Below are 13,824 nucleotides of genomic sequence, written 5' to 3' on the forward strand. Positions count from 1 at the left end.
GTGAGGGCGTTAGATTTATGCCGCTGCCCATCCAAGCGGCTGCCAGGCTCGACCTGGCGGATTATCGGCACTTAAGCCGCAGTGTTCGTTACATATTCTGTATTGAAGCTATCTGGCTTTGCCGATATACGCTTCTTAAATTCGGCAAACAGACTCAAAAAAGCCAGCTTCTTATTTCCTGGCTAAGGCCTGGCTCAGCGTCCAGAACTCGCGGCGTTCTTCCGAGTTCAGACCATGTGTGCGGTCGCGCGCAATCAGCTCTTCGAGCCGGCGTTCCAGCGCCGCGTCATACATGCTGGCCAGGGAGTCCTGAAACATGGTTTCCACTTCATCTTCTACGATCATGTGGTTCCATGTGGCCAGAGTTTCAAGGCTCTGGCTAAAATTTGTTCCACGATACAACTCTAGTAGCTGTCCGGTGGTCAGGCCAGGATGAGCAACGCAAGTGCTCACTAACTCCACAAATAGTGGGAATCCGGCCAGATCTGACGCTTCTAATCCTTCCAGTGGCGGCACGGTAGTGGCCAGCGCCGGATTCTGGATCAGCAGTCCAATCAGTATACGCATGGTTGTGCGTTTGAGCTGGGGCTGCTGAGGAGGCCGGGCTTTATCGCCCAGCTTCGGCATCAGCTTATCCAACTGGCTGTCGTCCAGAATGCCCAGCTTGTTGCCCAGCTCCTGACGCAAATAAATGCGTAACGTTTCGCCAGGCACCTGGGTAATCAACGGTAACGCCAGGGTGCTCAACTGCGCGCGACCATCTGGCGATCGCAAATCAACCTGCGGCAGTAAAGAGTCAAACAGGAACGCGGAGAGCGGCATCGCCTGCTCCATCCGGGCTTCAAAGGCCTCTTTACCCTCTTTACGCACCAGCGTATCCGGGTCTTCACCATCAGGCAGAAACATAAAGCGTAGCTGACGACCGTCATTCATGTAAGGTAATGCGGTTTCCAGCGCGCGCCAGGCGGCTTCGCGGCCTGCTCTGTCGCCGTCATAACAGCAAATAACCGTGTCGGTGGTGCGGAACAGCAGCTGAATATGCTCTGGTGTGGTCGAGGTTCCCAGCGAGGCAACGGCATAATCAATGCCAAACTGCGCCAGCGCCACCACATCCATATAGCCTTCAACCACCAGTAACTTCGCCGGTTCGGGATGATTCTTTTGCGCTTCATACAGGCCGTATAACTGACGACCCTTATGAAAAATATCGGTTTCGGGGGAGTTGAGGTATTTCGGCATCCCGTCGCCTAACACGCGACCGCCAAATCCTATTACCCGCCCGCGCTTGTCGTGGATCGGGAACATCACCCGTTCGCGAAAACGATCGTAACTGCGGCCCTGGTCGTTGGTGACCAACATGCCCGCATCGATTAATGACTGGCGATCGTCCTGATTGCGACCGAAGCGCTTCAGGGCGTTATCCCAGCCTGCAGGGGCATAGCCGATAGAAAAGTGCTTGATGACAGCGTCACTCAGTCCGCGATTGGCAAGATACTCGCGCGCGCCTGAAGACTGACTCTGTGACAGCGCCTGCTGATAAAACTCATTCAGGCCGCCCATCAATTGATAAAGGCTCTGACGCTGATGGCGCTCTAACTGGCTCGGGCCGGTTCCGCTTTCGTACGGCACTTCTAATCCGTATAGCGTTGCCAACTCTTCGATGCTTTCCACAAACTCCAGACGATCGTAGTTCATCAGGAAGTCGACAGCATTGCCGTGGGCGCCACAGCCGAAGCAGTGGTAGAACTGTTTCTCACCGTTCACGGTGAAAGAGGGGGTTTTTTCGTTATGGAAAGGACAGCACGCGTGGTAGTTCTTGCCCTGCTTCTTCAGCTTTACCCGTGCATCGATGAGGTCCACGATGTCCGTGCGCGCCAGCAAGTCATTGATAAATACACGTGGAATTCGTCCAGCCATAGGCCCCGGTTTATCAGTGCATAAACGAGAACAAGCCGCGCATTCCTTTCGGAAAGCACGGCCTTCTTAACTACTTACTTATCTGTAATACGTGAGGGCGAGCCCCCAACGACTAGTACAGACGAGTGCGGCGTGCGTTTTCGCGAGCCAGTTTCTTCGCGTGGCGTTTAACTGCTGACGCTTTAGCGCGCTTACGTTCGGTAGTCGGTTTTTCATAAAACTCACGACGACGAACTTCAGCCAGAACGCCTGCTTTCTCGCAAGAACGCTTGAAGCGACGCAGTGCTACGTCAAATGGCTCGTTTTCACGTACTTTAATTACCGGCATGTAACTCTCACCTCGATAAAATCGGTTTTGTTGCTGACGTCGGTGCCAGCTTGTTTCAAAATGGTGCGGAATTTTACTCCAACACAGGCAGCGTTGTAAAGCACCATAGCATTAACTTACCAACAGATGCGCCTGTGCCACTGCCGGTTTTTTCAGGCCAAGGAGTATACATCAAAGGGAAGGCGGTCGCGAAAATATTTTCCCCAGCTTTTTCAGGGAGTCACGTTTTTCGTTGCAAAATTGCCGAACGGCAGCGGCCTTCATGGTACACTGCGCGCCGCCAGAATGAGGTAAATAAAGTCATGCGTGTGCTCGGAATTGAAACATCCTGCGATGAAACCGGAATCGCCATTTACGACGAAACCGCCGGTTTGCTCGCCAATCAACTTTACAGCCAGGTCAAACTGCATGCCGATTACGGCGGTGTGGTGCCGGAACTGGCGTCGCGCGATCACGTGCGTAAAACCGTACCGCTGATCCAGGCGGCGTTAAAAGAAGCCGGATTGCAGGCCAAAGACATTGATGCGGTGGCCTATACCGCCGGTCCCGGTCTGGTCGGCGCGCTGCTGGTCGGGGCCACTATCGGCCGTTCGCTGGCCTTTGCCTGGGATGTGCCGGCGATCCCGGTTCATCATATGGAAGGCCATCTGCTGGCACCGATGCTGGAAGATGATCCGCCGGAATTCCCCTTTGTTGCCTTGCTGGTATCGGGTGGTCACACCCAGTTAATCAGCGTGACCGGTATTGGCGAATACAGCCTGATGGGCGAGTCAGTGGACGATGCGGCAGGTGAAGCCTTTGATAAAACCGCCAAACTGTTGGGGCTGGATTATCCTGGCGGCCCAATGCTGTCGAAAATGGCCCAGCAGGGCACCGAAAAGCGCTTTATCTTCCCGCGTCCGATGACCGATCGCCCTGGGTTGGATTTCAGCTTTTCGGGGCTGAAAACCTTTGCGGCCAACACCATCCGTGAAAACAGCGATGACGATCAGACCCGTGCTGATATCGCCCGTGCTTTTGAGGATGCGGTGGTTGATACGCTGGCGATCAAATGCAAGCGCGCGTTGGAGCAGACCGGCTTTAAACGCCTGGTGATTGCCGGTGGCGTCAGTGCTAACCGCACGCTGCGCAGCAAAATGGCGGAGGTGATGAAGGCGCGCGGCGGGGAAGTGTTTTATGCGCGACCGGAGTTCTGCACCGACAATGGCGCGATGATTGCCTACGCGGGTATGGTGCGGATGAAAGGCGGAACGCGGGGCGAGTTGAGCGTGACAGTACGTCCGCGCTGGCCGCTGGCGGAACTGCCTGCCATCCAGGCGTAGTGGTCCACTCTGCCATCATTAGTCGGTGATGGCAGAGGCGTTACGGATGACGCAATAAATCCTTTAATACCCGCCCGGGCGATGGCTTTGCCCTGCGTTCTCAGGCGTCAGGTTTCTTCTTTTTCTTCTTCCAGATCTTCGTTTCCTGCCCACGCCACAGACGCTGAATATTGTCGTGATGGCGCAGCAGCACCAGGCACGAGAGCATGGCGACCGGGAAGGTCAGCTGGGGTTTGAACCACCAGACGTAGAAGGGGGCAATCAGTGCGCTGATAATCGCGCCAAGGGAGGAGTAGCCGCTCAACAGCACGGTCAGCAGCCAGGTGCCGGTCATCAGCCCGGTTAAGTCCCAGCCAATCGGCGCAATGGCACCAAAGGCTGTCGCCACGCCTTTTCCACCTTTAAAGTGGAAAAACACCGGATAGATATGACCGAGGCAGGCGGCAATGGCGATGAGGCCGAGATAGAGTGGCGAAACGCCATAGTGATAAGCCAGCCAGACCGGCAGCATGCCTTTCAGAACATCAAACACCAATACCATCGCTGCCGGGGTCTTCCCGCCAATACGCAGCACATTTGTCGTACCGGGATTACCGGAACCATTAAGTCGCGGGTCCGGCAGTCTGAACAGTCGGCAAACCAGGATCGCGCTGGAAATGGAGCCGCACAGATACGCGAAAAGAATCATACCAAGCGCGAATACACTCATAACACCGTTCCATCCAGTAGGGGTCGTTTTGTTCTCGTCATCCGTGGATAATACGCATAATCCGCCGGAAGTGGTATCCGGCAACCACAAAAACAGAGACGGCCATCATGGATATTGTATTTATTGAACAGCTCACGGTCATCACCACCATTGGTGCTTTCGACTGGGAACAAACCATTCAGCAGAAGCTGGTGTTCGATGTCGAAATGGCCTGGGACAACCGCAAAGCCGCCGCCAGTGATGATGTAAACGACTGCCTGAGCTACGCCGATGTGTCTGAGGCCATTATTAATCACGTTGCCGGTGGCCGCTTTGCGCTGGTTGAGCGCGTGGCGGAAGAAGTGGCAGCGCTGTTGCTGACCCGATTCAACTCGCCATGGGTGCGAATCAAGCTCAGTAAGCCAGGCGCAGTGGCCCAGGCAGCGCAGGTTGGGGTGATCATCGAACGCGGGACTAATCCGAAATAAACTCAATGTGATTGCCATCACGGTGAAACCAAACCACATTATGCTCTGTCTTAAGGTTGGCCTAACTCAACCTGGGCACAATTTGGCGGGAGCGTTAAGCAACCGCCTTTTTAATGTTTTTTATACGGATAGAGGTAGATTGGATGGCAGATATTCATCAGCTATGGGTGGCAGCAATACTCGGCATTGTTGAGGGGTTAACGGAGTTTCTTCCGGTCTCCTCCACCGGGCACATGATCATCGTCGGTCATTTGTTAGGATTTGAAGGCGACAAGGCGGACACCTTTGAGGTTGTTATCCAGCTGGGTTCAATCTTAGCTGTTGTAGTGATGTTCTGGCGTCGACTGTTTGGTTTAATCGGCATCCATTTTGGCAAAGTGCCGCATGAAGGCACTGGCAAAGGTCATCTGACCCTGATCCACATCCTGTTGGGTATGGTGCCGGCCGTGGTTATCGGTCTGATTTTCCACGATAAAATCAAAGAGCTGTTTAACCCGATTAACGTGATGTACGCGTTGGTGGTGGGTGGCGTGTTGCTGCTGGCGGCGGAATACCTGAAGCCTAAAAACCCGAAAGCGGTTGGCGTGGATGATATGACCTATCGTCAGGCGTTCGTGATCGGCTGCTTCCAGTGTCTGGCGCTGTGGCCTGGCTTCTCCCGCTCGGGCGCGACCATTTCAGGCGGTATGCTGATGGGCGTGAGTCGTTATGCGGCTTCAGAGTTCTCCTTCATCCTGGCCGTGCCAATGATGATGGGTGCCACCGTGCTGGATCTCTACAAGAGTATTGGCTTCCTGAGCATGGCCGATCTGCCGATGTTTGCGGTGGGCTTCCTGACCGCCTTCGTGGTTGCGCTGATTGCCATCAAGGTGTTCCTCAACCTGATTAAGCGCATCTCGTTCGTGCCGTTTGCGATTTACCGCTTTATTGTGGCCGCTGCGGTCTACATGATCTTTGTGTAGTTAAGCGCGCATTGTCCCGGAGTCGGCCTGCCCAGGCCGCTTCGGGATCTTAATCCTGCTGTTGCTTCCACTGTTCCAGCGCGGCAATGCGCCTTCTGTTTAGCTCCTCCCGGACCTCAATACCCTTAAATCCGGCTGCCACCACCTCCCTGGTCGACACGCTTAACACCACCTCAAACGCCTGACGCAGATAATCACCCTGCGGATACGCATTGCTCTCAAAACCGGTGCGCCCACGGGCATCCGCTTCGCTGGTCAGCGCAATTTGCTCCACCCGCTGGGGTTTACGCCAGGCATCAATACGATCAAACAGCGCTACCAGGGTTTCCGCGCTCTGACGTTCCACGGTATGCACCAGATCGTGAAATTCGGTGACCAGCAGGGCGAGATCGCGAATCGCATTCGGCACCCGCAGACGCTGGCATAAGGCGGCAACCAACGGGACGCCGGCGGGGCCGTGACCGTGATGGCTCGGCCACTTCTCCGGTGGCGTCAGCGCCTTGCCGACGTCGTGGAACAGGGTGGCAAAGCGGACAGCGATATCCGGGCTGAGCTGGGCGGCAATAGCCAGCGTCATCAGCGTATGAATGCCGGTATCGATTTCAGGATGCCATTTGGCCGGCGCGGGCACGCCGTAGAGATTGTCCAGCTCCGGGAACAGCACCGCTAAAGCACCGCAGTCTCTCAGCACCTGGAAGTAGACCTGCGGGTTGCGGGTTTCCAGCGCCTTTTCCGTCTCCTTCCACACCCTTTCTGGCGTCAGCGTGTTCAACTCGCCGCTCTCTGCCATCCAGCGCATCAGCGCCTGGGTCTCTTCCGCCACCACAAAATTCAGATGGGCAAAACGCGCGGCAAATCGCGCCACGCGCAGTACACGCAGCGGATCTTCGTTAAAGGCCGCGGAAACATGGCGCAACAGACGCTGATCAAGGTCCGCTTTGCCGCCATAGGGGTCGTATAAGCGGCCCTGTTCATCCTGGGCAATGGCATTAATGGTCAGATCGCGGCGCTGTAAATCCTGCTCAAGGGTCACATCCGGGGCGGAATAGCAGACAAAACCGGTGTAGCCACTGCCGCTTTTGCGCTCGGTGCGCGCAAGCGCGTACTCCTGATGGGTTTCAGGATGCAGAAAAACCGGGAAGTCACGGCCAACCTGCTCGTAACCCTGGCTGAGCATCTCTTCCGGAGAGGCGCCCACCACGACCCAATCTTTGTCTTTGACCGGCAGATTTAACAGTGCGTCGCGTACCGCGCCACCGACAAGGTAAGTCTCCACTACCACGCTCCTGAGTTAAACGTTTCAGTCATCATACTAGATGTGGTGATCCTCTCCCACCTTTGCGGGTCAGGTTTGCTGAATGACAGGCACGACAAAAAGGGCATCAATGGATGCCCTGATGCTGACCGGTGAAGGGTTAGTTCATCCAGCGATCTTTCTTTTTACGGCTGGGGATCATATGCGGTAACAGCAGACCCAGCAGCAGGCCGACACCGGCCACGCCGCCGCCGTACATAAACCACTGCATAATGATGGTGCGCTGCTTATCATCAAGCTGAACGTTGGCGGCACTCACTTTTTTCTGTGCCACAACCAGTTCGTTTTTCAGCTTTTGATTCTCGTCCTTCAGGCTGTTGATGGCGCCATCGCTACCGGCCACTTTCTTCTGCATCTCGGCGGTGCGCTGGTTCCAGCTGCCATCAATGTTTGCCAGCTTGTCAGTCAGGTCTTTGACCTGCTGTTCCAGCTGCGGCACGCGGGTACGCAGGCTTGGCTGCTGGCTCAGCTGGGATTCCGGGATCCAGGTGGTGCGGCCGTTTGAGTCGCGGATCTGCGCATAATGCGTGCTGTCATTCGATTGCAGCAGCTGGACTTCTTCGCCGGCATTCAGGGTGCCGACAAGGCGGAAATTGTCACCGGGACCACTGCGAACCCAGGTGGAAAGTTCGTCGGAGATATAGCGTTTTTCTTGGGCATGAACGGATGCTGCTACGCTAAAAGTCAGTAAAGTGAGGCCAATAAGCTGAGTTTTTTTCATTCGATGTCTTTTTTACATGGATCCTGGACAAAAGTAATGGAACAGTCTGGAGCTGGCTCGCAGAAAGCTGAATGAGAACTTTCCTGGTCTCAGCGCTCTGCGAGGGCCGACGCGAGCAGACGCGAAATAGAGAAGAAAGCCAAGACAGCCACGGCGATTCTGCATTACTCTTCACGTCATATCTGGCCACCGTGTGCCCCATTGATGAAATGAGCGGCAAAGTCGCGCCAAAAGCCCTTTACCGTACCGCTAATTATCTGGTTAAGAAAATATGACCATCGAAATCGAATTAAAGTTCATCGCCACCTCCGAAGCCGCCGAAAAATTGCCTGCACAGCTGGCAAACTGGCCACATCAGCACTCTGCCCCGCAGAAACTCACCAATATCTATTTCGAAACGGCCGACGGCCAGTTGCGCGGTTGGGATATGGGGCTGCGCATTCGTGGCTTCGGCGACAGCTATGAAATGACGCTGAAGACAGCAGGGCAGACCATTGGTGGCCTGCATCAGCGCCCGGAATACAATGTGGCGCTGGCCAAACCCGAGCTGGACATTACCCTGTTGCCGGCAGAGATCTGGCCGCAAGGCTGCGATCTGGCCGCGCTGCAGCAGCAGTTGCAGCCGCTGTTCAGCACCCATTTCGTTCGTGAAAAGTGGGTGGTTACTTACCGGGAAAGCGAGATTGAAGTTGCATTTGATCGCGGCGATGTCACCGCCGGTGAGTTGAGCGAACCGCTGAATGAAATTGAACTGGAACTGAAAACCGGTGAACGTGATGACCTGTTGGCCTTTGCGACTGAACTGGCAAATATGGGCGGACTGCGTCTGGGTAGCCTGAGCAAAGCCGCCCGCGGATACGCGCTGGCCAAAGGCAATCCAACCCGCGAACTGCGCCCGCTGAAAGTAATGAAGGTGGCACCGAAAGCCACGGTAGAGCAGGCGATGCTGGCGGCGTTCACCCTGGCGCTGAGCCAGTGGCAGTATCACGAAGAGCTGTGGCTCCGCGGCAACCGCGCGGCTCAGCATGAAGTGCAGCAGGCGCTTGAAACCCTGCGCCAGACTTTCTCCCTGTTTGGTTCACTGGTGCCGCGTAAAGCCAGCAATGAGCTGCGCCACTCCTTAACCGGGCTGGAGGAGGCGCTGCGGGAAGATGAAGTTAAGGCCGAAGCGCTCTGTTTCAGCACGCTCTCTCTGGATACCCAGTTAGCACTTACTAACTGGATTGTTACCGAGCGCTGGCGCGGGTTTATCGACGCGAAAGGCGATGCCAAGCTGCAGGGATCGTTCAAGCGCTTCTGCGACATTATGCTCGGCAGAATTGCCGCCGATTTGAAAGAAACCTTCGGCGATGTGCGTCAGATGAATGAATATCAGGATAAATTGACCCGTTTGCATCGTCAGCTGCTGGCCGCCCGTTTACTGTCCGGTGGCTACGACGCTGAGACGGTCGATGCCTGGATGCAAAGCTGGCAGCAGCTGGCGCAGGCGATCGAAAGCGGTCAGGAAATCTGGCTGGAAGGTCATTGTCGTCAGGCGGTTAAGCAACCGGCCTTCTGGAAAAACGGCACCGTCTGATTTTAGTTTGCCCGTCGCGTTTAGAGAACAGAGAGAATTCACGCTGCTCACAGGGAGTTTTTATGTCGCCATCGCTTACTCAAATCCTGCCGCCGTTGCTGGCAGCACAGGCCCAACAGCTTAGCCCGACGTGGGGAGAACTGAGCGCCGGACAGCAGGGCGTGCTGGCCTTCAGTGATTTTGTGCAGGATAACCTGGCGCGCCATCCTGACTGGTGGCAATCGCTGCAGGAGCAGGCGCCCGCGCCGGACGAGTGGCAACACTATCCGGCCTGGCTGGCAGAAAAACTGGCGGGGGTGGCGGATGAAAATGCCTTGATGCGTGAACTGCGCCTGTTCCGGCGACAGATGTTGACGCGTATTGCCTGGATGCAGACGCTGGCAACCAGCAGTACGCAAGACTCGCTGAAGCAGCTGAGCGAACTGGCAGAAACCCTGATTGTCGCCGCCCGTGACTGGCTATGGCTGGCCTGCAGCCGTGAATTCGGCACGCCGGTCAATGCCGCCGGTGAGCCGCAGCCGCTGCTGATCCTCGGCATGGGCAAGCTGGGCGGCGGCGAGCTGAATTTCTCTTCTGATATCGACCTGATTTTCACCTGGCCTGAAAATGGTACCACCACCGGCGGACGCCGTGAGCTGGATAATGCCCAGTTCTTCACGCGGCTTGGCCAGCGTCTGATCAAAGTGCTCGATCAACCGACGGTAGACGGCTTCGTCTATCGCGTTGATATGCGCCTGCGGCCCTTTGGTGACAGCGGCCCGCTGGTATTGAGCTTTGCCGCGTTGGAAGATTATTACCAGGAGCAGGGACGCGACTGGGAGCGCTATGCGATGGTCAAAGCGCGCCTGATGGGCGGGACGGACGATCGCTGGAGCCAGGAATTACAGCAGATGCTGCGGCCCTTTATCTACCGCCGCTACATCGACTTCAGCGTGATCCAGTCGCTGCGAAATATGAAAAGCATGATCGCCCGTGAAGTCCGGCGGCGCGGCCTGACCGACAACATCAAGTTGGGCGCAGGCGGCATTCGCGAAACGGAATTCATTGTGCAGGTGTTCCAGCTGATCCGTGGCGGGCGCGAGCGTTCGCTGCAGCTGCGCGCGCTTTTACCCACCTTGCAGGCCATTGGCGAGCTGAATTTGCTGCCTGCCGAACAGGTCGGGCAGCTCGGTGAGGCCTATCTCTATCTGCGTCGTCTGGAAAATCTGCTGCAAAGCATTAACGACGAACAGACCCAGACGCTGCCGGCGGACGCGTTAAACCGCGAGCGTCTGGCCTGGGCGATGGGCGTGGATGATTGGGCTGAGCTCACCCGCCAGCTTGAGGAGCATATGGCCGCGGTGCGGGCGATTTTCGATGACCTGATTGGCGATGACACTCCGGAAACCGGCGGCAATAAAGAAGCCGATGATTATGGCGTGCTTTGGCAAGATCGACTGGAAGAGGCCGAACTTGCGCCGCTGGTTCCGCACCTTGATAGCGAGGCGCGTCAGCGTCTGCTGCAAACCATCAACGACTTCCGTCAGGATGTCGATAAACGCACCATTGGCCCGCGTGGACGGCAGGCGCTCGATCAGCTGATGCCGCGTCTACTGAGTGAAGTCTGCCCGCGCGATGATGCCGCCGTTGCCTTAAGCCGCCTGACGCCGCTGCTGCTGGGCGTGGTAACGCGAACCACCTATCTGGAGCTGCTGACCGAGTATCACGGCGCGTTAAAGCACCTTATCCGCCTGTGTGCGGCGTCGCCAATGGTGGCCAGCCAGCTGGCGCGCTATCCGTTACTGCTCGATGAACTGCTCGATCCGGCCACGCTGTATCAACCAACCGCCACAGATGCCTATCGTGATGAGCTGCGCCAGTATCTGCTGCGCATCCCGGAAGAGGATGAGGAGCAGCAGCTGGAAGCGTTGCGTCAATTTAAGCAGGCCCAGCATTTGCGCATTGCGGCGGCAGATATTGCCGGCACGTTGCCGGTGATGAAAGTCAGCGATCATCTGACCTGGCTGGCAGAAGCGATGATCGAGCAGGTGGTGCAGCAGGCCTGGCAGATGATGGTTCAGCGTTATGGCCGTCCTTCGCACCTGACTCAGCTTCAGGAACGCGGGTTTGCCGTGGTGGGTTACGGCAAGCTGGGAGGCTGGGAGCTGGGCTACAGCTCGGATCTGGACCTGGTGTTCCTGCATGATTGCCCGGCCGATGCGGTGACCGACGGCGAGCGCAGTATTGATGGCAGGCAGTTCTATCTGCGTCTGGCGCAGCGTGTTATGCACCTGTTCAGTACCCGCACCTCGTCCGGCATTCTGTATGAAGTGGATGCGCGGCTGCGTCCATCCGGTGCGGCGGGCATGCTGGTCAGTACCTTTGACGCCTTTGACGACTACCAGCGCAATGAAGCCTGGACCTGGGAGCATCAGGCGCTGGTGCGCGCGCGCATCGTATTTGGCGAGGCGGCGCTGAGCCAGCGCTTTGATGATATCCGCCGGGGCATCCTGTGCCTGCCGCGTGAGGCCGATAAGCTGAAGATCGACGTGCGCGAGATGCGTGAGAAAATGCGCGCGCACCTTGGCAATAAGCATAAAGGGCGCTGGGATCTGAAAGCCGATCGGGGCGGCATCACCGATATTGAATTCATTACGCAATACCTGGTCTTACGCTATGCCGCCAGTGAACCGAAGCTGACCCGCTGGTCCGATAACGTGCGTATTCTGGAGCTGATGGCCAATAATGACCGGATGAGCAGCGAAGAAGCGAAGGCGCTGACCCAGGCTTACGTCACGCTACGTGACGCGCTGCACCACCTTGCGTTGCAGGCGTTGCCGGGTCATGTCTCGCCGGATGCGTTCAGCGCGGAGAAGAGCGTGGTCAACAACAGCTGGCTGCACTGGTTCGGCAGTTAATCTGCTGCTTGCCCGGGTTTGCAAGCGATAGCGTGTAAGATGACGGGTGAATGTGCGGGATTGTCAGCTTGTGCTATCATCCCGCGCACTATTTTTGACTTCAGCCTGGAGTGTCTGGAATGAAAATTACGCTGCCCGATTTTAACCGTGCGGGTGTTCTGGTTGTTGGCGACGTGATGCTGGATCGCTACTGGTACGGCCCAACCAGCCGCATCTCCCCTGAAGCCCCGGTTCCGGTCGTAAAAGTGGATAACGTTGAGGAGCGTCCTGGCGGCGCGGCTAACGTGGCGATGAACATCGCCTCACTGGGCGCAGGCTCACGTCTGGTGGGATTAACCGGTATTGATGATGCCGCCCGCGCGCTGGACGCCAGCCTGAGTGGCGTTAACGTGCAGTGTGACTTCGTTGCGGTTGCCACCCATCCCACTATCACTAAGTTGCGCGTTTTGTCGCGTAACCAGCAGCTGATCCGCCTGGATTTTGAAGAAGGTTTTGAAGGCGTCGATCCTGAGCCGCTGCATGAGCGTATCCGTCAGGGCCTGCCGAAAGCGGGCGCGCTGGTGCTGTCTGACTACGCCAAAGGGGCGTTGGCCAGCGTAGAAACCATTATTCAGATCGCCCGCGAGGCCAATGTGCCGGTGCTGGTCGATCCGAAAGGCACTGACTTTGAGCGGTATCGCGGTGCCACCATTCTGACGCCAAATCTCTCTGAGTTTGAAGCCGTGGTCGGCAAATGTGCCGACGAAGCCGAGATTGTTGATCGCGGCATGGCGCTGATGGCGCAGTTCGATCTGTCTGCCTTGCTGGTAACGCGTTCAGAGAACGGTATGACGCTGCTACAACCGGGCAAAAAGCCGTTCCATCTGCCGACTCAGGCACAGGAAGTGTATGACGTGACCGGTGCCGGTGATACGGTGATTGGCGTGCTGGCGGCGGCGCTGGCGGCGGGTAATACGCTGGAAGAGAGCTGCTTCCTGGCCAACGCGGCTGCGGGGGTGGTGGTCGGTAAGCTGGGGACCTCTACCGTGTCGCCGGTTGAACTGGAAAACGCCATCCGTGCCCGTCCGGAGTCAGGTTTTGGCGTAATGGACGAAGCGCAGCTGAAAGAAGCCGTCGCCCTGGCCCGTCGTCGCGGTGAGAAGGTGGTGATGACCAACGGCTGCTTCGACATTCTGCACGCCGGCCACGTTTCCTATCTGGCCAACGCCCGTAAGCTGGGCGATCGCCTGATTGTTGCGGTTAACAGCGATGCCTCGACCAAACGGCTGAAAGGCGAAACCCGTCCGATCAATCCGCTAATCAACCGCATGATTGTGCTGGGCGCGCTGGAAGCCGTCGACTGGGTGGTACCGTTTGAGGAAGACACGCCGCAGCGCGTGATTGCTGATGTGTTGCCGGACCTGTTGGTGAAAGGTGGGGACTACAAGCCGGAAGATATTGCTGGCAGTGAAGAGGTCTGGGCCAACGGTGGTGAAGTGCGGGTGCTGAATTTCGAAGATGGCATCTCCACCAGCAACATTATCAAAGCCATTAAATCGAAAGATTGATGCGCTGACTCAGGTCAGAAAGAAAAAAGGGGCGATCTGAGATCGCCCCTTTTTTTAGCTTAA

11 protein-coding genes are annotated in these 13,824 nt (G+C 56.7%); 6 read left to right on the forward strand and 5 right to left on the reverse strand.

Annotated elements, in window-relative coordinates:
* Positions 1 to 171 precede the first annotated feature (171 nt).
* Together dnaG and rpsU are read right to left on the reverse strand one after the other, a co-directional pair.
* Entirely contained in the window at positions 172 to 1,917 is a 1,746-nt protein-coding gene (gene dnaG, locus AC1UKS_RS03310; protein ID WP_265909646.1) for a DNA primase, read from the reverse strand.
* Positions 1,918 to 2,029: 112 nt separating this feature from the next.
* Positions 2,030 to 2,245, reverse strand: coding sequence for a 30S ribosomal protein S21 (gene rpsU / locus AC1UKS_RS03315; protein WP_001144069.1), 216 nt, complete (start codon positions 2,243 to 2,245; stop codon positions 2,030 to 2,032).
* Positions 2,246 to 2,547: 302 nt separating this feature from the next.
* Between rpsU and tsaD the strand changes: the two genes are divergently transcribed.
* Positions 2,548 to 3,567, forward strand: coding sequence for a tRNA (adenosine(37)-N6)-threonylcarbamoyltransferase complex transferase subunit TsaD (gene tsaD / locus AC1UKS_RS03320; RefSeq protein ID WP_482435709.1), 1,020 nt, complete (start codon positions 2,548 to 2,550; stop codon positions 3,565 to 3,567).
* Between the two features lie 100 nt (positions 3,568 to 3,667).
* On the opposite strand, the gene plsY is transcribed toward tsaD, so the two are convergent.
* Positions 3,668 to 4,276 (reverse strand): glycerol-3-phosphate 1-O-acyltransferase PlsY, encoded by a 609-nt coding sequence (gene plsY / locus AC1UKS_RS03325; protein ID WP_053144871.1) that lies wholly within the window; start codon positions 4,274 to 4,276, stop codon positions 3,668 to 3,670.
* Between the two features lie 107 nt (positions 4,277 to 4,383).
* On the opposite strand from plsY, the gene folB reads away from it, so the two are divergent.
* Positions 4,384 to 4,743: a bifunctional dihydroneopterin aldolase/7,8-dihydroneopterin epimerase gene (gene folB / locus AC1UKS_RS03330; RefSeq protein ID WP_053144869.1), complete on the forward strand. Its 360-nt coding sequence runs from the start codon at positions 4,384 to 4,386 to the stop codon at positions 4,741 to 4,743.
* A gap of 143 nt (positions 4,744 to 4,886) precedes the next feature.
* A complete protein-coding gene (gene bacA / locus AC1UKS_RS03335; protein ID WP_013203889.1) occupies positions 4,887 to 5,705 on the forward strand; it encodes an undecaprenyl-diphosphate phosphatase in 819 nt (272 codons plus the stop codon).
* Between the two features lie 49 nt (positions 5,706 to 5,754).
* Here bacA and AC1UKS_RS03340 read toward each other — a convergent pair whose 3' ends face one another.
* Together AC1UKS_RS03340 and AC1UKS_RS03345 are read right to left on the reverse strand one after the other, a co-directional pair.
* On the reverse strand, positions 5,755 to 6,981 hold the full coding sequence (locus AC1UKS_RS03340) for a multifunctional CCA addition/repair protein (RefSeq protein ID WP_482435712.1): 1,227 nt from the start codon (positions 6,979 to 6,981) through the stop codon (positions 5,755 to 5,757).
* Positions 6,982 to 7,120: 139 nt separating this feature from the next.
* Positions 7,121 to 7,741, reverse strand: a complete 621-nt coding sequence (locus AC1UKS_RS03345) for a TIGR04211 family SH3 domain-containing protein (protein ID WP_482435714.1) — start codon at positions 7,739 to 7,741, stop codon at positions 7,121 to 7,123.
* 271 nt (positions 7,742 to 8,012) lie between these two features.
* On the opposite strand from AC1UKS_RS03345, the gene AC1UKS_RS03350 reads away from it, so the two are divergent.
* The 3 genes from AC1UKS_RS03350 (at position 8,013) to hldE (ending at position 13,761) form a co-directional block, all read left to right on the forward strand.
* Entirely contained in the window at positions 8,013 to 9,317 is a 1,305-nt protein-coding gene (locus AC1UKS_RS03350) for a CYTH domain-containing protein (RefSeq protein ID WP_482435716.1), read from the forward strand.
* A gap of 62 nt (positions 9,318 to 9,379) precedes the next feature.
* Positions 9,380 to 12,214, forward strand: a complete 2,835-nt coding sequence (gene glnE / locus AC1UKS_RS03355; protein WP_482435718.1) for a bifunctional [glutamate--ammonia ligase]-adenylyl-L-tyrosine phosphorylase/[glutamate--ammonia-ligase] adenylyltransferase — start codon at positions 9,380 to 9,382, stop codon at positions 12,212 to 12,214.
* A gap of 119 nt (positions 12,215 to 12,333) precedes the next feature.
* Positions 12,334 to 13,761 carry a bifunctional D-glycero-beta-D-manno-heptose-7-phosphate kinase/D-glycero-beta-D-manno-heptose 1-phosphate adenylyltransferase HldE gene (hldE, locus tag AC1UKS_RS03360; RefSeq protein WP_482435720.1) on the forward strand — a complete coding sequence of 476 codons (1,428 nt, stop codon included), beginning with the start codon at positions 12,334 to 12,336 and terminating at the stop codon, positions 13,759 to 13,761.
* Positions 13,762 to 13,824 lie beyond the last annotated feature (63 nt).

The sequence above is a fragment of the Erwinia sp. AK-PDG3-5 genome (genome assembly GCF_056821705.1).